The sequence below is a fragment of the Kordiimonas sp. SCSIO 12610 genome (assembly GCF_024398015.1).
GTDB lineage: Bacteria > Pseudomonadota > Alphaproteobacteria > Sphingomonadales > Kordiimonadaceae > CANLMI01.
In genome coordinates, this window is sequence record NZ_CP073747.1 from 98,736 (window position 1) to 119,217 (window position 20,482).

A 20,482-nucleotide genomic window follows, 5' to 3' on the forward strand; every position below is an offset into this window, starting at 1 on the left:
CTTGAATTATCAGACTATGGACTGTCGTTTAGCCTGTTATTAAGGAGGCTGCGGATTCTGGTAAGTCCTGAGCGAAAGCGCGCTGGAAATATTCAGCGACAATTGGGCGCTCGGCTTCATCGCATTTATTTAAAAAGGTTAAACGAAATGCAAATCCAACATCGCCTATAATCCTGGCGTTCTGTGCCCAAGATAAAACGGTTCGCGGACTCATAACCGTTGAGATATCACCAGCCATAAATCCTGTTCGCGTCATATCGGCAACATGCACCATCTGAGCAACAGTTTTCTGACCCTCTTCCGTGGCATACTCTGGCTCTTTCGCTACGATGATTTTGGTTTCCGTTTCATGTGGAAGATAATTTAGCGTAGCAACAATGTTCCAACGGTCCATCTGACCTTGGTTAATCTGCTGTGTTCCATGGTAAAGACCTGTTGTGTCACCAAGCCCAACCGTGTTTGCCGTTGCAAAAACACGAAATGCTGAATGTGGGCGGATAACACGGTTTTGGTCTAAAAGCGTAAGCTTGCCCTCGATCTCCAGAATGCGCTGGATCACAAACATCACATCAGGACGTCCGGCATCATATTCATCAAAAACAATCGCTGTTGGACTTTGCAGGGCCCAGGGCAAAATACCTTCTTTAAATTCTGTTACCTGTTTCCCGTCCTTCAGAACAATCGCATCCTTACCAACCAAATCAATCCGACTGATGTGACTGTCCAGATTAACCCGCACAGTTGGCCAGTTGAGGCGCGCGGCAACCTGCTCGATATGGGTTGATTTACCCGTCCCGTGATAACCCTGGATCATAACCCGGCGATTGTGAGCAAAGCCCATAAGAATAGCGAGCGTTGTATCACGGTCGAAAACATATGCCTCGTCAGTATCTGGAACATGCTCTGTCGGTTCAGAAAATGCCGGAACTTCCATATCGATATCGATACCGAATACTTCTCTCACATTAACAGTGGCATCAGGCATTGAAATACCCGTCATTTTTTCTGCCGCATGTGCGGTCATAGGAATTCCTCTTGTCAATTGATATGAAATGGTCAATTTAGCAGTGATTGTTGGACCTTCATACGCGTTCGGTCAATAGCCAGTTTGGTTTTTTAGCGCTTACCACAGGTATCGCCGCTACGAAACCCTATCATTACGGAGAGAAAATATGGCACGTATGGCAGATATTATCAGGCAAAAACTCGAAAACACCCTTTCTCCTACCCATTTGGAAATTATTGACGAATCGGAAAAGCACCGGGGCCATGCCGGGTACCGGGACGGCGGTGAAAGCCATTTTCATGTTATTGTAAAAAGTGATGCCTTTTCGGGAAAAAACCGCGTAGCGCGTCAACGAATGGTTATGCACGCACTCGCAGAAGAATTGAAAGGGCCAATTCATGCCCTTTCAATGGAAACAAAAACGCCTGAAGAATAGTTATTTATCCAACCATTCGGGTTACGGGTCGTTTTAAAATTAAGTTTCTGAACTCAAGTTCGAATAAATTCAACGTGCCTCATGGGCGCTTTGTAAAATGCTAAAGAGCATTTGCTCATTTTCCTAAGCATCAAACTCTTTATGGAAATGAAAAGTTGCTGAAACCGCTCCTTACGCGCAAATGACGCAAGGGGTATACGGAAATCAGCAGCTTTATTGTTGTTGCCATCATCTGGCAACCAGGGTGCTGCCGGTTCAAAAAACAGTGACAAATGTAAAAACACACAAAATACGATAACAAGTATTAAGCACGAAAATGGTACTATGTAGATCATTCCTAGTCTCAATTAAAAAGATTGCCTGATGCTTTTCGGGCATTTTTACCCTGAAAAGCTCTCTAATTGATCGGTGACTTGAGAATATAAAATGTAATTTACTAACCTTTTTTAATAAAATAACTTCTTATATTGAACCTTACTGAACGCAAACCCGCCTACGGCTATCGTTCCGAGTAAGATCGTCGCAATCAATTGTGCTGTCGTAAATTCAATCATGGTTTTCTCCATAAAAATTTTATGAAGCCAGAATCACCGCGCAATTGGGCAAGATTGTGATCAAATCAAGGAGTCTTTGTTGCAATTAGAAAAAAGGAAACACGCTCTAAAAACGGTATAATTGTGAGGCTTTAAAACGCCATAATGGGGTATCGATGTCTTGACCCTCATGAAGAGAAAACCAAGCATCAGTATCAAAGCTTTTAATTACATGAGGACTTTGTGCAGGTGTAAACCCCTGAATTAGGATAGCCTTTTTGTGACCATTAGCATCAATAGCCAAATCGACAATCAAAACAGCGTGGCCTGGAAAACCTGGGTCTATAAAAACATCACCAATTTTTGCATCTTTAATCGAAACCCTCTTCAAGTCTCTCGCCAAAGATGCAGTTCCTGCATATACAAAAATAGTATCAAGCCACTTTCGGAAATTATCGTAAGTGTCTTCTGATCTATTCCCAAAAGCCCAGTTTACTGAGTGTCCAGAAACTACAGCACGTTTCCCAGAAAGGTAATCCTGATAAGGAAATGCGTCTCCAGAAGTAAAATTGAATGAGAGGTCGTCATATCTTTTCTGCTGGTAAAGGTACTCTGCATATAATCGAATCACCACGTCGGCACATTGTTGTATGTCTCTAGTACCTACATCAATTTCAATAATTGAATCAGCGTGGTTGTTTGGCCAAACATTAGATCCGTCATATTTTACTAGTTCGCTATTTTTTGGCTTTAGTGGTAAGTTCTGCAAGAATTGTTCATAGCTACCACTTTTTGTTATTATGCGTTTATAACCATTTGGAATTGCATATTTTTTGATAATGCTATTCGCGGGCTTTACTTGGTTTAGCCACACATATTGGGCGCCATCGTTATCAGTACTTTGACTACCAATTGAAGGGTTAGAAAAAAGGCAAGATGCAATAATAGCCAAAAAAACTATTAGACTATTCTGTTTTAATATCTGTTTTTGACGTATCAACTTCACATATCTACACTACCGTAAATAAGTATTAATTGCTAGTTAGTGTTGCATTTATAATAAATCTGAGAGGGTTTCCATGACTGATAATTCACTTGATACTTTAAATACGCGGCGTGTTCTAACTGTTGGCGAAAGAGAATATGATTATTTCAGCCTTAAAGCCGCTGAGCAAACAATCGGTGATGTCTCGCGCCTGCCCTATACATTAAAAGTTTTATTGGAAAACCTTCTTCGACACGAAGATGGCACATCAGTTACAACAACAGATATTCAGGCAGTCGCTGACTGGCAAAAAGAACAGCGGTCTTCAAGCGAAATTGCTTATCGGCCGGCACGGGTTTTAATGCAGGATTTCACGGGCGTTCCCGCCGTTGTTGACCTCGCTGCCATGCGAACAGCGATGGCAGAAATGGGCGGTGATCCTGAATTGATTAATCCGCTTGCGCAGTGTGATCTGGTGATCGATCATTCGGTTATGGTCGATAAGTTTGGTACAGCGAAAGCTTTCAAGCAAAATGTCGATCTGGAAATGGAACGGAACGCAGAGCGTTATGAGTTTCTGAAATGGGGACAAAACAGTTTTGATAACTTTAACGCCGTGCCGCCGGGCACCGGCATTTGCCATCAAGTCAATCTGGAATATATCGCCGATACCGTTTGGACACACTCAGAAGGTGGCCGAACGATAGCATACCCTGATACGTGTGTTGGGACCGATAGCCACACAACCATGATCAATGGCCTTGCTGTGCTTGGTTGGGGTGTTGGCGGTATTGAAGCCGAGGCAGCGATGCTGGGCCAACCCGTTTCGATGCTGATCCCAGAAGTTGTTGGCTTTAAGTTAACAGGTAAACTGAATGAAGGCATCACGGCAACGGACCTCGTTCTTAGGGTTGTTGAAATGCTGCGTGAACTTGGTGTTGTCGGAAAGTTCGTAGAATTTTACGGTGATGGGCTTGATCAGCTAACATTAGCGGACCAGGCGACAATCGCAAACATGGCACCAGAATATGGTGCAACGTGCGGGTTTTTCCCAGTTTCACAACAAACACTTGACTTTTTAACCTTCACCGGGCGCGACCCCGAAACTGTTGACCTTGTTAAAGCCTATGCGCAAGAACAGGGAATGTGGCGGGACAAGAACACCGTAGACCCGATTTATTCCCACACTCTCGAGCTTGATATCTCTACTGTAAAAGCAGCACTTGCGGGGCCCAGCCGCCCTCAGGACCGCGTTGATTTGGATCAAGCAAAGCATTCCTTCATCAACGATGTCCTCACAAAATATAGTAAAGTCGATGACTTAAATGAATATCGTGTCGAAGATGCTGATTACACGTTAACGCACGGCGATATTGGGATTGCCGCGATCACAAGTTGCACCAACACCTCAAACCCAAGCGTTTTGATCGCAGCAGGATTGGTCGCCAAAAAGGCCAATGAACTGGGCTTAAAGACGCAGCCATGGGTCAAAACATCGCTGGCGCCCGGCTCGCAGGTCGTTACCGACTATCTGGATAAAGCTGGATTAACAGAACATCTGGACGCGCTCGGCTTTAACCTCGTGGGTTATGGTTGCACCACGTGCATTGGGAACTCTGGACCGCTGGCGGCACCAATTTCAAAAACTATCAACGACAATGACCTTGTGTGTGCCAGTGTTTTATCTGGAAACAGGAACTTTGAAGGTCGGGTTAGTCAGGATTTGAAAGCATCCTACTTGGCATCACCGCCGCTTGTGGTTGCTTATGCGCTTGCTGGCTCAATGAAGGTTGACATTACATCAGAGCCTCTTGGCAAAACCAAAGATGGTCAGGATGTTTATTTGAAAGATCTTTGGCCAAGTAATCAAGACATACAGAATGCTATTCATGCAAACCTAAACCGCAACATGTTTATTGAACGCTATGCAAACGTGTTTGAGGGAACAGAGGAGTGGCAGGCAGTACCCATTAGTGAAGGTAAAACATACGCCTGGAATTCTGAGAGCACATATATTCAACACCCCCCTTATTTTCAGGGTATGAGCAATCGTATTGAACCCTCTACGGATATCATTGGGGCAAGGCCATTGGCGCTTTTAGGCGACAGCATTACTACCGATCATATCAGCCCGGCAGGTGCGATTAAGGCCGATAGCCCAGCAGGTAAATACCTTCAGGAAAAAGGCGTAGCCCGCGTTGATTTTAATTCTTACGGCTCACGCCGCGGTAATCATGAAGTTATGATGCGCGGAACTTTTGCGAATGTTAGGTTACGTAATTTAATGGCACCTGGTACCGAAGGGGGGTGGACTACACACCAACCGTCCGGTGATGTAATGAGCATTTATGATGCCTCCGTTAAATATAGAGACTCTGGCACGCCTTTAGTTGTTGTAGGTGGCAAGGAATACGGTACCGGGTCATCACGGGACTGGGCTGCAAAAGGCACAATCTTACTGGGGGTTAAAGCAGTAATTGTTGAGAGTTTTGAGCGTATTCACAGATCCAATCTTGTGGGAATGGGGGTTTTACCCCTTCAGTTTCAGGATGGGGATAACCGCTTAAGCCTTAACCTTAAGGGTACAGAAACATTTGATATTACAGGAATTGCGGGGCGCGTTACACCACGACAAAGTGTTAATATCACTATTCACTATGAAGACGGAGCCACAAAAGCGATCAATGCCTTGTGCCGAATCGATACAGAAGATGAGGCAGAGTATTGTCAAAATGGCGGGATTCTTCATTACGTGTTGCGCAAACTAGCCGCTCAATAGTCATTTTGCCTTGTAATTAGTACAAAATGTATCGTTTTCAGGTTTACAAACTTGGAAATCATGCCTTATGGACTGTCATATTCACTACAAGTAGGGACAAATTACATAAAATTCACGTAGAGGTGATTGGCATGTTTACTAACGGGCTAATATCATAAGGCAATGATGTATAGATTATTAAATATAGTTCTTAGTGTTTTTGTTTTGGGTGGCGTTTTCTCTTCACAAGCTAGTTTTGCGCAAGATGAAGAGAGGTTAACGGTCGTTGAATTGTTCACTAGCCAAGGGTGCAGCAGCTGTCCTCCTGCGGATGCCGCGCTCAAGTCCATGCGTAATCGTCCCAATATTCTAACGCTTTCCTGGGCGGTAGATTATTGGGATCGTCTGGGTTGGGAAGATACATACGCATCGCCCAGTCACACGAAACGCCAAGCCGCTTATAACAAACGTTTCGGCCGAGGCGGTGTTTACACACCCCAAATGGTGATTGATGGCGCTTTTCAGGCTATTGGGTCAAAAAATTCAGCTATTCGTGATGCTATTGATCAGTCTCGCGCTACAAGCCGCATTGAAGTAAAACCTACCTTAACCCCTGCTGGTGAAACCATCCAACTTGATTTACCAGCAACAGAAGGCTTGCCGAAGGAACTTTCTGTTCGGGTTGTTTGGTATCTCAGTGATGCTGAAGTTCAAATTAATAGAGGTGAGAATGAAGGCCGCGTCCTTCATTATACCAATGTCGTACGTGCTTCTGAAATGGTAATGGACTGGGATGGGTCCGCGCAATCAATTTCGCTGAAGGTAGCAGATGGTGTATCCGCCGGCGCTGACCATGTCGCAATTCTTCTTCAGGAAGGATATAGGCACGGCAAAATTATTGGCGCTGTATCAATGCCGCTTAATGGTGAAGAAGAAACCTCTACCGCATCAGATGCCTAAGCTAGCTATAATATAGTTTGACAATCACTCTGGAACATTTCAAAAACCGCGCCTTCGCATAAGGTGCGGTTTTGTGTTAGAAGCACATAATAATTCTATATCTATACACAAAGAGTGAAGGGATTTTGATGGCAGAGTTCGAACAACTTGGGCTTGGCAAACCGTTATTAAGTGCGGTAAATGCCCTTGATTACGAAAAGCCGACTGCTATTCAGGCGGCTGCGATCCCACACTTGCTCAGTGGCCTTGACCTCATTGGGATTGCGCAAACGGGCGGCGGCAAATCAGCGGCATTCATCCTGCCACTTCTTGAGAAGCTATCATACTATGAAGACCGCCCAAAACCGGGAATGCCTCGTGCCCTCATACTCGCACCAACCCGTGAACTTGCACAACAAATCTCAACCAACGTACGAGATTTATCATTGGGCCAAAAGGCCAGGCAGTGTGTAATTTTCGGGGGGACACCTTATAAAACACAGACACATATCCTGCAACGCGGTGTAGATATCGTTATTGCAACACCGGGTCGATTAATTGATCACCTGAAGAAGGGTAATGTGTATTTGGATGAAACCGAATATTTTGTCCTTGATGAGGCCGACCGCATGCTTGATATGGGCTTCATTGACGATGTGCGCAGTATCGCTAGGAAGTTACGACAAGACCATCAATCTGTTATGTTTTCAGCAACATTCAGTGATGCAATTCGAGAACTGTCATCAACTATCCTGAATGATCCAGAATTTGTTGAGGTAGCGCGTCAGGCAACTATTGCAGACAATCTAACGCACAAAATCCTATACACGCCGCGTGAAAAAAAGAACGAACTGCTTCTGTATTTAATTGCAAAGGAAAAAGCTGAACGAGCGCTGGTGTTTACACGCACCAAGGCACAGGCTGATGCCCTTGCTGATTACCTTCAAAGTATGGATTTAAACGCCCGGTCAATACACGGCGACAAGCCACAGCGAATGCGCGACCGCATTATTCGCCAATTCCGTAATGATCAAATTAATTTCCTGGTTGCCACGGATGTTGCGGCACGCGGGATCGATGTGCCAGATATCACCCATGTCTTTAATACTGACGTACCGTTGGACGCGGAAAACTATGTTCACCGAATTGGCAGAACTGCGCGCGGCGGTGCCAGTGGTAAGGCATTCACTTTGTGCGATAAGGCTGAGTTTAAACTGGTTCGGGCTATTGAAAACATTATCAAGCAAGCAATCGAAACAGAAACGGATCATCCATTCCCGCTTGAAATTAAAAAGTTTAAGCCCAAGTCGCGTAAATCGAATACTGGAACTTCCAATGCGTCTAAAAGCAAGCCTGGCAAAAAGCTAACGCAAGGTAAGAAAAAGTCTCTGGCAAAAAAAGCGAAGAAAGCAGCCGGTCGCGCGGACATCCCCAAGCAAAAAACAACAAAACGGAAAGAAACTTCAACAGTTACGAGCCGAAAACAAAAAAGCCGAACGGGTACCAAACGCCCACAATCTGCTAAAAGTGGGGGTAATAGCCCAATGCGGCGTAAGCCTAAATAATACACTAAAGTTACAGATGAAACACGGTGACAAGTTTTAAGTACCAGGTATGATCATAAAATGATTATACGCCTCATACTTTTGCTTATCTTTAGTAGCTTGTGCGTGCACGAAGATACTCGTGCCTCTGATGATCAAGCATTCATCAATAGCCAAAAACACAGACATGGCGCCGCTACCGCCTATCAAAATGGTGATAGGGAAAAAGCACTAGAGCTATTGATCTTGGCCGATAAAATACGCCCAAATAATCCTGCAGTTATGGGAAACATCCTGTTTATCAGTTTGGAAACAGGAGCCACGAAAACTGCGAAAGCAATTGCCGAGAAATACGCTACGTTAGGGATGATACCTCCGCAAAGATTGCTGACACAACTTTATGACGGTATCCCTGAAACAGATAGGCGAGCATTTGAAAAAGCATATACAGCTATTAATGCACAAATAGGCACTGCTGAAATTGAATACGCTGTACCGGATAGCCTGAAGTTAATAGAAGGCATTGCTTATCACCCCAATAATCAGACGTTCTATGTTTCAAGCGTTGTCTCTAAAGGCATCTACAAAATTGAAAATGACCAAGTTTCCCCGCTTATCGAAGGGGATGAGCATCAATATGGTAGTTTTTTCGGACTAGACATCGATCCAGAGAACACATTTCTCTACGCTACCTTTGCCACAATTGACCACACCCCGAATATGAATGGAAAACCCAAAAGAACCGGCGTTTTAAAAATCGATATTGATTCTGAAAAAATTATCCAAACCTGGACTTTAAATGATAGTGCTAATTCACAGGTTGCCGATCTTGTTATCACAAATAATGGACAAATTTTCCTTAGCAACAGCCAAGGCAAAGCCGTATATGAAATTAAAGGTGACCAGCTCGTCAAACGGTTTAAGCATAGCGGTTTTATGAGCCCCCAAGGACTAGCCAAAACCAACGACGGAAACCTGATTCTGGCAGACTATGGCCGTGGGCTATGGCACCTCGACACCAGCACACAAAATATAACGCTTATAGAAACCTCTGAAAATCTATCGCTCATTGGTTTAGACGGCTTGAAAGCATCATCAAATAGGTTGGTTGCAACTCAAAACGGTATCCAGCCCGCCCGAGTTATAGAAATTGAACTCGACACAAATTCAAAAAAAGTCGTTTCTTCTACAATCATTGCTAAGAATTTAGCAGCGTTTGATGAACCAACCCTCTTCGATATTCATAACAATACGGTATTCATGATAGCCAACAGCCAATGGCCCAAATATCAAAAAGGGGGTATCTTGAAGGATAAGCAGGTTCAAAAACCCACTTACATATTAAAAATGAAGCTTAAATAATCGCACCTCAACTGGAGGCCAACTTCATATCAGCCCATTTTGCCGTTTCACGGATAACATCGTTCGTATCCTTCAATAACGGTTTTATATCCTGCAATAAGGATCTATCTCCGCTATTTCCAATTGCAATTAGGACATTTCGAACAAAACGATCACGGCCAATCCGTTTTATCGGGCTGCCTGAAAAAACTTCCCTGAAAGCTGCATCATCCAGTTTAACTAGATCTCTAAGGGGTGGTGACCCTAATTCCGCTCGAGCATAAAACTGACTTTCAGAGGAAATTTTCGCAAATTTATTCCATGGGCAAGCTGCTAAACAGTCATCACAACCGTAAATTCTGTTTCCCATCAATGGACGAAATTCTTCTGGTATTAATCCCTTAAATTCAATCGTCAGATAGGAAATACATCGTCGCGCATCCAGTTTGTAAGGTTCTGGAAACGCATTGGTTGGACACGCCGTCATGCAAGCATTGCACGACCCACACTGATTGCGGTGTGGTTGATCAGGCTCAAGGTCAAGGGTTGTATAAATTGCCCCTAAAAATAACCAACTCCCAAACTTGTTTGAGACGACATTGGTATGCTTACCTTGCCAGCCAAGACCTGCAAGTTGTGCTAAAGGCTTTTCGGGAACCGGTGCGGTATCAACAAAAACTTTAAGCTCACACCTATAGTTTTGGGCCATCCAGCGACCAAGCGCCTTCAGTTTTTTCTTTATAATATCGTGATAGTCTTTTCCACGTGCATAAACAGAAATATTACCTATTTGCTTCTCATGAAGCGTTTCACGAGGATCATGATTGGGGCCATAATTTACCCCAAGGGCAATAACAGACCTCGCATCAGGCCACAACGCCTGCGGGTGGGACCGCTGATGAAGGCGGGTTTCCATCCAATCCATGGTGCCATGACGCCCGTCATCAACAAAGGACTGTAGATCTTGTGAAATTGACTGCGCGTCTTCTTGAGAAAGAGCAGCACTTAAAAACCCTATATCATCAAAGCCTAGCGCTTTGGCCTCTGATATGATCGCAGCTTTAACAGGGTCATGCCCCACCATTTAAAAATCCAGTTGGCTATAATGTTTAGGGGGCGCAAGGCCAGTGATCCGGTCTTTCAATAGGCTGCGAACCGACTTGCGTGATTTGACCCGGACATACCATTCTTTCACCTCGGGCCACTCTTCCCAGAGAATATCCCCAAAATAATCCGCGACCGAGATATGGGCAGCAGCAGCAGCGTCTGCCATTGTAAACATGCCGCCAGCTAAATAATGTCTGCGTTCCATCAGGAAGCTAATATATTTCAAATGGATCTTCAGATTATGAGAGGCACATCTTATAGATTCAGAATCCGGCTCTCCCATACCGAGGAAACGTTTAAAAAGCTTCTCGGAAACCAAGTGCCGTGTGACTTCACTACCCAACTTGGTATGAAACCATCCTGATAATCGACGTGCCTCATATCGATCTTCGCTAGAACCTAGCAACAAGGCGGGTTCCGGGGCAAGCTCTTCCAAATATTCGGCAATCGCCATCACACCAGAAAAGGCTTTGCCGTCATCCATCACCAAAACCGGCACCTCACCCGCAGGATTAAGGGTTAAGAACGCAGGGCGTCGTTCCCATTCTTTTTCTATGCGCAGCGCAAATTCCATACGTTTCTCAATCATAAGAACGCGTACAAATCGGGCGGCAGGGCTAAGCCAGTGATGATACAAAATAGGCATACAGGCCTTTTACCCGAAGAAAAGAAGCCCGCCAACAGGAATGACGAGCTTCTATATTTTTTTTAGATTCTGAACACCAATTTATGCGGAAAGTATTTCCTCACTCGCTTGGGATTCTTCATTAAAAACAGGGTGCTCTAACTTATCCAGCATTTCTTTCGGAACGACCTGAACAAATTGTGTTCTTTTTATCTCCCAGTTGGCAATTAACATATGAGCCCAACGAGACCCTGTTTCATCTGCATGTTCCTGAATTAGAGACTTTAAAAGGCCCTCCCAATATTCAGTCATCGAATTTACTGTGATCACAGAATCGTCGTTTAAATTATGTTCGAACGAATCGCTTTTAAGAACGAACGCGATACCCCCAGTCATACCAGCCGCGAAATTATGGCCAACATCACCGAGAATAGCGGTTATACCGCCCGTCATATATTCGCAGCCGTTTGCACCACACCCCTCTACGACCGCCTGCGCGCCTGAGTTCCGAACAGCAAACCGTTCACCTGCCTGCCCTGCCGCAAACAATTTACCGCTGGTCGCACCATATAATACCGTATTTCCGATAATGGTATTGTCCTGACTATTGAAGGACGCGCGATTGGAAGGTTTTACAATGATTGTTCCGCCAGAAAGGCCTTTGCCCACATAATCATTTGCATCACCCGAGACGACTAGTTTCAAACCCTGAACAGCAAATGCACCAAGCGATTGCCCAGCAGAACCACGAAGGCCAACCGTTACATGATTGGGTTTCAAGCCCGTCATACCAAATTTGCGAACGATATGGCTTGAAAACCTTGTTCCAACAGCGCGGTGGGTATTTTGAACAGTATAGTTCAATTGCATTTTCTCACCGCGGTTAAATACAGCCTTCGCGTCCTCTGTCATTTGTGCGTCAAGGGTATCGGGAACCGGATTACGTTCCGTGAGTGTACAAATAGATTGCTTGTTACGCCCTCCCACCTGAACAAGAAGTGGATTTAAATCCAAATCGTCAAGGTGATCAGCACCGCGGCTAACCTGATGCAATAAGTCGGTTCGGCCAACTATTTGTTCTAAACTCTCAAAACCGAGGTCTGCGAGGATTTCACGTACTTCTTCCGCAATAAAACTGAACAGATTGACAACTTTTTCCGGGGATCCATCAAATTTTTCCCGAAGCTTTTCATCCTGGGTACAAATTCCAACAGGACAAGTATTAGAATGGCACTGGCGCACCATAATACATCCCATTGCAACAAGCGATGCAGTTCCGACACCGTATTCCTCGGCTCCCAGCATCGCTGCAATAACAACATCACGGCCTGTGCGAATACCACCGTCAGTACGTAGTGTGACACGATGGCGAAGATTGTTCAGCGTAAGAACCTGATTAACCTCGGCAAGTCCAATTTCCCATGGTGTGCCAGCATATTTTATACTTGTTTGCGGGCTAGCACCTGTACCCCCAGAATGCCCAGATACCAGAATAACATCCGCATGTGCTTTCGCAACACCGGCTGCTATCGTGCCGATGCCTGCGGACGCAACCAGTTTGACGCAAACCTTGGCATCAGGATTAATTTGCTTAAGGTCGTAAATAAGTTGTGCCAGATCCTCGATCGAATAAATATCGTGGTGCGGTGGTGGGCTAATGAGTGTAACCCCCGGCGTTGCATGACGAAGGCGCGCGATCATTTTGGTTACCTTAAATTCAGGTAACTGGCCGCCCTCGCCGGGTTTTGCGCCTTGAGCAACCTTAATTTCCAACTCTTCACAAGCATTTAGGTATTCAGCGGTTACACCAAAGCGCCCGGATGCAATCTGCTTAATTGGGCTATTCGCATTATCCCCATTCTCGTAGGGAGTGTAGCGCTTTTGATCCTCGCCGCCTTCACCGGATACCGATTTCGCACCAATACGGTTCATCGCAATCGCGAGGGTTTCATGCGCTTCCTCTGACAATGCACCCAATGACATTCCGGGCGTGATGAAGCGTTTACGAATTTGTGTAATCGATTCTACATTCTCAAGCTGGACTTCTTTATCTAATTTTTTAAAGCCCATCAGGTCACGCAAGTTGATAGGCGGAAGGTTATACAGCCCTTTTGCATAGCTTAGATATTTAGCATAATTATTGGTTGCCACCGCATTTTGCAGGATATGGATCAATTGACCATCAAAGGCATGGGTTTCACCGCCGCGTCGATAGCGGTACAGCCCACCGATTGGTAATGAAGATACGTTACTAGCTGCAAATGATTTCTGATGCTGGTTCAAAACCTGTTTTTGGATACCCGCCAACCCGATACCAGAGATTTTTGTGGGCATGCCCGGGAAAAACTCAGCAACCAAAGCACGCGACAGCCCAAGCGCCTCAAAATTTGCACCGCCGCGATAGCTCGAAATTACCGAAATCCCCATTTTAGAGATGATTTTTAGCAACCCTTGATCAATCGCTTCGCATGCACGGACAACACACTCATTAAGTGGCATATCACCAAACAAGCCCTTTGCGTGTCTATCAGCAAGCGCATCAAGGCTCAGGTACGCATTCACCGTAGTGGCACCGACACCCAATAAAACAGCAAAATAATGCGTATCCATACACTCTGCCGAGCGAACATTCAGGCTTGTGAACGTTCTTAGCCCTTCTACAATCAAATGTGTATGAAGTCCACCAGCAGCCAAAATCATCGGTATTGGGGCTCGGTCTGTGCTGATATTTTCGTCAGTCAGGAAAAGGTGACCACGACCAGCACGAACAGCATCTTCCGCCTCGCGTTTAATTCGGTCCAAAGCCTCTGCAAGCGCACCTGGTCCCGCGTTGATATCAAACGTGCAGTCAATAATTTGAGCAGCGTCGCCAAAATAGGAAATAATGGCCTTCCATTCACGATTTGTAATAACCGGGCTTTCGAGGACCAGAGCACCCTTTTGGGTGTGGCCTTCATCCAAAACGTTGGCAAAGTTTCCAAAACGGGTTTTCAAACTCATGACACCGTGTTCCCGCAAACTATCGATTGGCGGGTTCGTTACCTGAGAGAAATTTTGTCTGAAATAATGTGATAAATTACGATACTTGTCTGACAATACCGCAAGCGGCGTGTCATCCCCCATAGAGCCAATAGCTTCCTTGGCTGTAAGCGCTTGTGGATGGAGAATTAACTCTAAATCCTCAAAAGTTATGCCAGCCATTTTCTGACGTAATTTTAATCCATCACCAGAATATTCTATCTGTTCGGGACCAACATAATCTGGCAGATCACGAATTGAGATAATATCTTCAACCCATTCCTCAAAAGGCTGCGACGCCGATAGACGGTCCTTAATTTCAGCGTCATGGAAGAACTCACCTTTTTCCAGGTTAAGCGCTAGCATTTCACCGGGGCCAAGACGCCCTTTTTCTAGGACGTCTTCTTCTTCGACAGTAACCATGCCTGTCTCAGAACCAACGAGCAAAAACCCGTCATGGGTGACGGTAAAACGCATTGGGCGCAGGCCATGGCGGTCTAGTCCAGCAACGATCCATTTGCCGTCTGTTGCTGCAAGCGCTGCAGGACCATCCCATGGTTCCATCACCGAATTTGTATAGGCGTACATAGCTTTGTGTGCATCTGGCATTGCATCATTTTTTGACCAGGCCTCAGGTACCAACATGGTTTTTACCATGGGAACAGACCGGCCTGCATGGATCATAACCTCGAAAACAGCATCAAGCGCGGCAGAATCGGACGCACCATTTGGGATAACAGGCTTTATGTCTTCTGAGTTTTCACCAAATGCGATTGAGGCCATGCGGATTTGATGGCTTTTCATCCAATTTACATTACCGCGAATAGTATTAATTTCGCCGTTATGCGCCAATGTCCTGAATGGCTGTGCCAACCACCACTGGGGGAACGTGTTCGTCGAATAGCGCTGATGATAAACAGCAAACGAAGATACAAAACGTTCGTCCTGAAGGTCGGGATAGAAAACAGAAAGTTGTTCCGCCAGAAACAACCCTTTGTAAATTACGGATCTGCACGAAAGCGAGCACATATAGAAATCGCTAACCTGTGACGCTATGACTGCTTTCTCAATTTTACGCCGAATTATATAAAGCTCTCGCTCAAAGGTGGCTTCGTCCACACCTTTTGTGTTGGCGATCATCACTTGCTCGATTTCAGGGCGCGTGGCTTCAGCCTTTTCACCGATCACGTCAATATCAACCGGAACCTGACGCCAGCCATAGATCGTGTAACCAAAGGCGATAATTTCTGTTTCAACAATGGTACGGCATGTTTCCTGAGCGGCCAAATCCACACGCGGCAGGAACGCCATACCAATTGCAAGCTTTCCACCGTCCGGTTCATGACCAGTTGCCTTCACGTGTTCTTTGAAGAATTCCTGCGGTATTTCAAGGTTGATACCGGCGCCGTCACCGGTTTTACCGTCTGCATCAACAGCACCGCGGTGCCATATAGCCTTCAAAGCTTCAATAGCCTTTAAGACAACATCGCGGCTCGCTTGCCCGTTCATAGCTGCAACAAGGCCGACACCGCAGGATGAATGCTCTTCAGATGGGTCGTATAATCCAATGGGGCCAGGAACATGAGGGTTTGAAGGTGCCATGATTTTACTCCTTAAGCCGCTTTATTTTTATTAGCTTTGACTTCGAGATACTGTGCGATTGCCTCAGCAGCATCACGGCCGTCACGAATTGCCCAGACGACAAGGGACGCACCACGCACAATATCACCGGCTGCAAAGACGCCGGGCAAATTTGTCATCATTGTTGAATGGTCAACTGTTACCGTGCCCCAACGGGTAATCCTGAGTTCAGGCGCATCAAACATTGTAGGCAAGTCCTCTGGTTCGAAACCAAGCGCCATAATTGCCAGATCACATGGAAGGTCAAACGATGAGTTGGGGATGGGTTCAGGCGCCTGCCGTCCCGTAATATCTGGTGCCCCAAGCTTCATTTGATAAGCGCGCACTCCCGTAAGTGTTCCCGCGCCAAGAAAGGCCTCAGGACCAGACAACCAAACGAACTCAACACCTTCCTCTTCTGCATTCTGAACCTCACGTGCAGACCCCGGCATGTTATCGCGGTCGCGGCGATAAAGGCATTTTACTGATTTAGCACCCTGACGCACAGCGGTCCTAACACAGTCCATCGCGGTATCCCCACCGCCAATAACAACGACATCCTTATCGGCAGCATTATATTTTTTTACCATTTCATCATCGAGGGTATCATCCAAATCCTGACGATTAGATACTGTTAGATAATCAAGCGCTTCCTCAATGTTATCCAAGCCAACTCCTGGCGCTTTTAGCTCACGGCTTTTATATACCCCCGTTGCAATCAGAAGCGCATCATGCTTGTCGCGTAATTCCTGAAGCGTTGCATCCCGTCCCACTTCGAAACCCAAATGAAATTGGATACCGCTTTCGGTCAAATAATCGATACGGCGCACAACAACTTCTTTTTCGAGTTTAAAAGACGGGATGCCATAAACCAGTAGACCACCGGCGCGGTCATACCGATCATAAACATGAATCTGAAAGCCTTGTTTCCGTAGCTCTTCTGCGGCCGCAAGCCCTGCCGGTCCAGCGCCAATAATACCAATAGTTTGATCGTGCTCATGGTTTGGCTTGATTGGTTTGATCCAACCATTTTCCCAAGCCGTGTCAGTGATATATTTTTCGACGCTGCCGATTGTTACTGAAGAGAAGTCTTTTTCAATAACGCAGTTACCCTCACAAAGGCGGTCCTGAGGGCAAATACGGCCGCAAATTTCGGGCATATTATTTGTTGCGCTCGAGATTTCATAAGCTTCTTCCAGCCTACCCTCTGCGGTTAGACGCAGCCAATCGGGAATATTGTTGCTGAGAGGGCAGTGAATTTGACAATAAGGGACGCCGCACTGCGAGCATCTACTGGCCTGGACTTCTGCGCCATGAACATCAAACTGTGCGTATATCTCTTGGAAATCCTGTTTACGGAGTTCTGCCGTCCGCTTTTCAGGCATAGCCTGTTCTACATCAACAAACTGTAGCATTTTCTCAGTCATGTTGGCTCCCGATATAAAAAACGGCACTCCATAAGGTCAATGACAGCACCGCTTTAATTCTGACTGTGTAATTTAATTACGTATTTCCTAGTATGTTTGGCATTATATATTTAAATTCTCAGATATCATCCCAAAATCGTCATATATGTCAATTATACTGACCTATTATTTTATGTTTTTTGTCGAAGTGTTGAATAAATTCTGAAAAATTTCTATTTTTAGTACCGTTATTGTACTTTATTAACATAAGCGACGCTTTTAAAAACCTGATATAGAGAGAATCATTGATATAATGACCACAATTCGGAGAAATTCATGAGCGTTTTTCAGTTAATTATACTTGCGCTAATACAAGGTATTACAGAATTTCTCCCCATTAGTTCGTCTGGCCATTTGGCACTTGTCCCGGCTCTAACCGGCTGGCAGGATCAAGGAAACCTGATTGATGTAGCAGCGCATATAGGCACGCTGGCTGCCGTATTGTTATATTTCCGTACTGACACAAAAGGGCTTACACTTGCCGCGATTGGCGCCGCTGGCGTCACCCCAGCGCGCAGAGCAATAGACGGCACATTATACAGTAAACTGTTTTGGTATTTGGTAATCGCGACCATTCCCACCGTCATCGTTGGGCTGGCGTTTAAAGCAACCGGACTTGACGATGCTATCCGCCTACCTCATGTGATTGCAGCGTCTTCGATCGTCTTTGGTATTCTTCTGTATGTCGCTGACAAACGCGGTGCGGTGCAGAAATCCATCGATAATATGGCAATCAAACCTGCGTTATTAATTGGCCTCGCTCAGGTGCTGGCATTAATTCCAGGGACCAGTCGCGCAGGCATTACCATGACGGCGGGGCGTTGGCTTGGATTTAACAGAATAGATGCCGCAAGATTTTCAATGTTATTATCTATCCCAACTATCTTCGCTGCCGGTGTGTTGGGCATCAAAGACATTATAGAAAGCGGAAATGCTGTAATCTGGCAGGATGCAGCTATCGTAGCTGGTTTATCATGTGTCACCGCCATGGCTGCCATTCATATTTTAATGAAGTGGCTAGAGCACGCTACAATGACAATCTTTGTTATCTACCGCGTGCTCCTCGGTATTCTTTTATTTGCACTTATTGGAACCGGGCTGGTTTGATAGAGACACCTACCAAACCATCAATATTCTTATGACTTACTGAATTGGCCCTGAGGTTTATAATGCACACAATATTTTGGTAAAATTGCCTCGATTGATGACGGCGTAATACCAAGTGCTTTAAATCCTTTTGACCCTTTGGCGGTAATATTATCGCTTTGCAATAACTTAATCTGATCAAGTGTTAATGGCGGGTTAGGTAACAAGCCCATAAAAAATGCCTGAAATTTCGCAATACCAAGCGGTAGGGGCACAATAGGACGATGTACATCAATGTGATCCATCATAAAGTTCAGCATTTCACGCATGGTCATCACTTGAGGGCCGCCAAGCTCAAAGGTCATACCCTCAACGCTTTCGCCGCCATCAAGGCATTTAACAACAGCATCCGCAACATCACCGACGAACACCGGCCGAAACTTTGTTTCCAAGCCCGGCAGTGGTAGAACTGGCAATAGCTTGGCCAATCCCGCGAAACGGTTAAAGAAACCATCTTCGTGGCCAATAACCACACTAGGTCGCAATATAGAAGCATTTGGAAACGCGTCCAGTACGGCTTGTTCACCGCGCGCCTTTGTACGCGCATATTGTGCAGCAGACTCCTCATCAGCACCAATAGCAGACATATGAACCAGATTATTAACACCCGCTGCTGCTGCAATGCGAGCAACAGTTGCGGCACCATCTGCCTGGAGCGCTTCAAATGTTTGTCCGCCACTATTGTGCAAAATACCGACAAGGTTAACAACGGCGTCCGCGCCTTGTATGGCACGCTCAACCGACGCTTCATTTTTAAGATTGGCCGCGATGATTTGAACCTGTCCAACATCACCTAATGGCTTTAGGAACAATGCTTCGTTCGGGCGGCGAACCGCAACGCGAACCAAATGGCCTTGAGACGCGAGGCGTTGAACAACATACCTGCCAATAAATCCTGATCCACCGAAAACTGTGATCAATCGTTTTGTCATGAATTATAACTCCCAGCGGAATATTATCTGAATCAAAGCGGTTATAGCGCAATGCCTGATAGCAAGCCACGGAATTTTACGAAAGCCCTAAATTATCCCTCTAACGTGATATCCAATCAATGTAATGGTTCGGAGATGATTCTATTCGGAAATACCTCAAAGCCTGTGTGCAACCATATTCCAAAGCTCATCACCTCCCGGCGCTATTCCTGTGGGTGCTGTTTATAGTAAACCATCAGTTGACTATAAAATATGCAATCATAACAGAATTTCTGACCCCACTTTTGACTGATACATTGCCAGGCCAAAGTATACTGACAGTTTACACATACTATAATAGCCCAAAATCATTCAATTTTGCTAAACTCTTATTAACTTTTTAGTTGTTTAATAGAACCGTAAATCAGTAAAGGAAATATAGTTACTATCTCATTCTGAATATATAGGGATATTGTTAAATATTCCATCTTTGCACTTTCACCAGGGGGGTCGAAAATGAGCAAATATACAGTTACACCCGTCGATGAGGCGATCCATTTCGGTAAAGACGAAATTATTGTTTCAAAGACAGACCTTAAGGGTCGCTTATTGTACGCAAACGATGTTTTTTGCCGCGTTGCAGAAATGACAACTAGCGAAGTTATTGGCAAACCCCATAGCATCATTCGTCACCCCGATATGCCGCGAACTATTTTTAAGCTTCTGTGGGAAACCATTCAAAATGGTGAAGAAATATTTGCGTTTGTAAAGAACATGTCCAAGACAGGAAAATACTATTGGGTTATCGCCCATGTAACGCCAAGTTTTGACCAGCAAGGCCAGATCATCGGATATCATTCCAATCGACGTCGTCCCTCAGACCTTGGTATCGCTCAGATCTCTGGGATTTATGACCAACTTCTTTCTGAAGAACTAAAGCATACCAACAGCAAGCAGGGCCTGATTGCAGGGGAAAACTTATTGCATTCAATGTTGAAGGAAAAGTCCCAGACTTACTCTCAATTCGTCTGGTCGATAGGAGAATAA

At 45.3% G+C, this 20,482-nt stretch carries 14 protein-coding genes; 7 read left to right on the forward strand and 7 right to left on the reverse strand.

Going from position 1 to position 20,482, the window contains the following annotated elements:
* Nucleotides 1-28 precede the first annotated feature (28 nt).
* Nucleotides 29-1,024: a cobaltochelatase subunit CobS gene (gene cobS, locus KFF44_RS00495; protein WP_255936186.1), complete on the reverse strand. Its 996-nt coding sequence runs from the start codon at nucleotides 1,022-1,024 to the stop codon at nucleotides 29-31.
* Between the two features lie 148 nt (nucleotides 1,025-1,172).
* Here cobS and KFF44_RS00500 point away from each other — a divergent pair, with 148 nt between their 5' ends.
* Nucleotides 1,173-1,442: a BolA family transcriptional regulator gene (locus tag KFF44_RS00500; RefSeq protein WP_255936187.1), complete on the forward strand. Its 270-nt coding sequence runs from the start codon at nucleotides 1,173-1,175 to the stop codon at nucleotides 1,440-1,442.
* Nucleotides 1,443-2,102: 660 nt separating this feature from the next.
* Here KFF44_RS00500 and KFF44_RS00505 read toward each other — a convergent pair.
* Entirely contained in the window at nucleotides 2,103-2,981 is an 879-nt protein-coding gene (locus KFF44_RS00505) for a DUF4846 domain-containing protein (RefSeq protein ID WP_255936188.1), read from the reverse strand.
* Between the two features lie 73 nt (nucleotides 2,982-3,054).
* Between KFF44_RS00505 and acnA the strand changes: the two genes are divergently transcribed.
* The 4 genes from acnA to KFF44_RS00525 all read left to right on the forward strand — a co-directional run bounded on the left by acnA (nucleotide 3,055) and on the right by KFF44_RS00525 (nucleotide 9,563).
* On the forward strand, nucleotides 3,055-5,739 hold the full coding sequence (gene acnA, locus KFF44_RS00510) for an aconitate hydratase AcnA (RefSeq protein WP_255936189.1): 2,685 nt from the start codon (nucleotides 3,055-3,057) through the stop codon (nucleotides 5,737-5,739).
* A gap of 162 nt (nucleotides 5,740-5,901) precedes the next feature.
* Nucleotides 5,902-6,678 (forward strand): thioredoxin family protein, encoded by a 777-nt coding sequence (locus tag KFF44_RS00515; protein WP_255936190.1) that lies wholly within the window; start codon nucleotides 5,902-5,904, stop codon nucleotides 6,676-6,678.
* A gap of 128 nt (nucleotides 6,679-6,806) precedes the next feature.
* Nucleotides 6,807-8,222, forward strand: a complete 1,416-nt coding sequence (locus KFF44_RS00520; RefSeq protein ID WP_255936191.1) for a DEAD/DEAH box helicase — start codon at nucleotides 6,807-6,809, stop codon at nucleotides 8,220-8,222.
* A 105-nt stretch (nucleotides 8,223-8,327) separates the two neighbouring features.
* Nucleotides 8,328-9,563 carry a hypothetical protein gene (locus KFF44_RS00525; RefSeq protein ID WP_255936193.1) on the forward strand — a complete coding sequence of 412 codons (1,236 nt, stop codon included), beginning with the start codon at nucleotides 8,328-8,330 and terminating at the stop codon, nucleotides 9,561-9,563.
* A 7-nt stretch (nucleotides 9,564-9,570) separates the two neighbouring features.
* Here KFF44_RS00525 and queG read toward each other — a convergent pair whose 3' ends face one another.
* From queG to KFF44_RS00545, 4 genes are all read right to left on the reverse strand, one after another.
* On the reverse strand, nucleotides 9,571-10,626 hold the full coding sequence (gene queG, locus KFF44_RS00530) for a tRNA epoxyqueuosine(34) reductase QueG (RefSeq protein ID WP_255936194.1): 1,056 nt from the start codon (nucleotides 10,624-10,626) through the stop codon (nucleotides 9,571-9,573).
* Nucleotides 10,627-11,295, reverse strand: a complete 669-nt coding sequence (locus tag KFF44_RS00535; protein ID WP_255936195.1) for a glutathione S-transferase family protein — start codon at nucleotides 11,293-11,295, stop codon at nucleotides 10,627-10,629.
* An 81-nt stretch (nucleotides 11,296-11,376) separates the two neighbouring features.
* On the reverse strand, nucleotides 11,377-15,894 hold the full coding sequence (gltB, locus tag KFF44_RS00540; RefSeq protein ID WP_255936196.1) for a glutamate synthase large subunit: 4,518 nt from the start codon (nucleotides 15,892-15,894) through the stop codon (nucleotides 11,377-11,379).
* Nucleotides 15,895-15,905: 11 nt separating this feature from the next.
* Complete coding sequence (locus tag KFF44_RS00545; protein ID WP_255936197.1) at nucleotides 15,906-17,339, reverse strand: NAD(P)-dependent oxidoreductase; 1,434 nt, start codon at nucleotides 17,337-17,339, stop codon at nucleotides 15,906-15,908.
* Nucleotides 17,340-17,654: 315 nt separating this feature from the next.
* Between KFF44_RS00545 and KFF44_RS00550 the strand changes: the two genes are divergently transcribed.
* The gene (locus KFF44_RS00550; RefSeq protein WP_255936198.1) at nucleotides 17,655-18,485 is read left to right on the forward strand and encodes an undecaprenyl-diphosphate phosphatase; all 831 of its coding nucleotides are present in this window, start codon (nucleotides 17,655-17,657) and stop codon (nucleotides 18,483-18,485) included.
* A 29-nt stretch (nucleotides 18,486-18,514) separates the two neighbouring features.
* Here KFF44_RS00550 and KFF44_RS00555 read toward each other — a convergent pair whose 3' ends face one another.
* Nucleotides 18,515-19,456 (reverse strand): complex I NDUFA9 subunit family protein, encoded by a 942-nt coding sequence (locus KFF44_RS00555; protein WP_255936200.1) that lies wholly within the window; start codon nucleotides 19,454-19,456, stop codon nucleotides 18,515-18,517.
* A gap of 495 nt (nucleotides 19,457-19,951) precedes the next feature.
* On the opposite strand from KFF44_RS00555, the gene KFF44_RS00560 reads away from it, so the two are divergent.
* Nucleotides 19,952-20,482, forward strand: coding sequence for a PAS domain-containing protein (locus tag KFF44_RS00560; protein ID WP_255936201.1), 531 nt, complete (start codon nucleotides 19,952-19,954; stop codon nucleotides 20,480-20,482).

What these genes read in the sequence shown, in the direction of transcription:
- cobS (WP_255936186.1), bottom strand. Translation starts at nt 1,024, where the DNA reads ATGACCGCACATGCGGCAGAAAAAATGACGGGTATTTCAATGCCTGAT.
- KFF44_RS00500 (WP_255936187.1), top strand. Translation starts at nt 1,173, where the DNA reads ATGGCACGTATGGCAGATATTATCAGGCAAAAACTCGAAAACACCCTT.
- acnA (WP_255936189.1), top strand. Translation starts at nt 3,055, where the DNA reads ATGACTGATAATTCACTTGATACTTTAAATACGCGGCGTGTTCTAACT.
- KFF44_RS00515 (WP_255936190.1), top strand. Translation starts at nt 5,902, where the DNA reads ATGATGTATAGATTATTAAATATAGTTCTTAGTGTTTTTGTTTTGGGT.
- KFF44_RS00520 (WP_255936191.1), top strand. Translation starts at nt 6,807, where the DNA reads ATGGCAGAGTTCGAACAACTTGGGCTTGGCAAACCGTTATTAAGTGCG.
- queG (WP_255936194.1), bottom strand. Translation starts at nt 10,626, where the DNA reads ATGGTGGGGCATGACCCTGTTAAAGCTGCGATCATATCAGAGGCCAAA.
- KFF44_RS00535 (WP_255936195.1), bottom strand. Translation starts at nt 11,295, where the DNA reads ATGCCTATTTTGTATCATCACTGGCTTAGCCCTGCCGCCCGATTTGTA.
- gltB (WP_255936196.1), bottom strand. Translation starts at nt 15,894, where the DNA reads ATGGCACCTTCAAACCCTCATGTTCCTGGCCCCATTGGATTATACGAC.
- KFF44_RS00545 (WP_255936197.1), bottom strand. Translation starts at nt 17,339, where the DNA reads ATGACTGAGAAAATGCTACAGTTTGTTGATGTAGAACAGGCTATGCCT.
- KFF44_RS00550 (WP_255936198.1), top strand. Translation starts at nt 17,655, where the DNA reads ATGAGCGTTTTTCAGTTAATTATACTTGCGCTAATACAAGGTATTACA.
- KFF44_RS00555 (WP_255936200.1), bottom strand. Translation starts at nt 19,456, where the DNA reads ATGACAAAACGATTGATCACAGTTTTCGGTGGATCAGGATTTATTGGC.
- KFF44_RS00560 (WP_255936201.1), top strand. Translation starts at nt 19,952, where the DNA reads ATGAGCAAATATACAGTTACACCCGTCGATGAGGCGATCCATTTCGGT.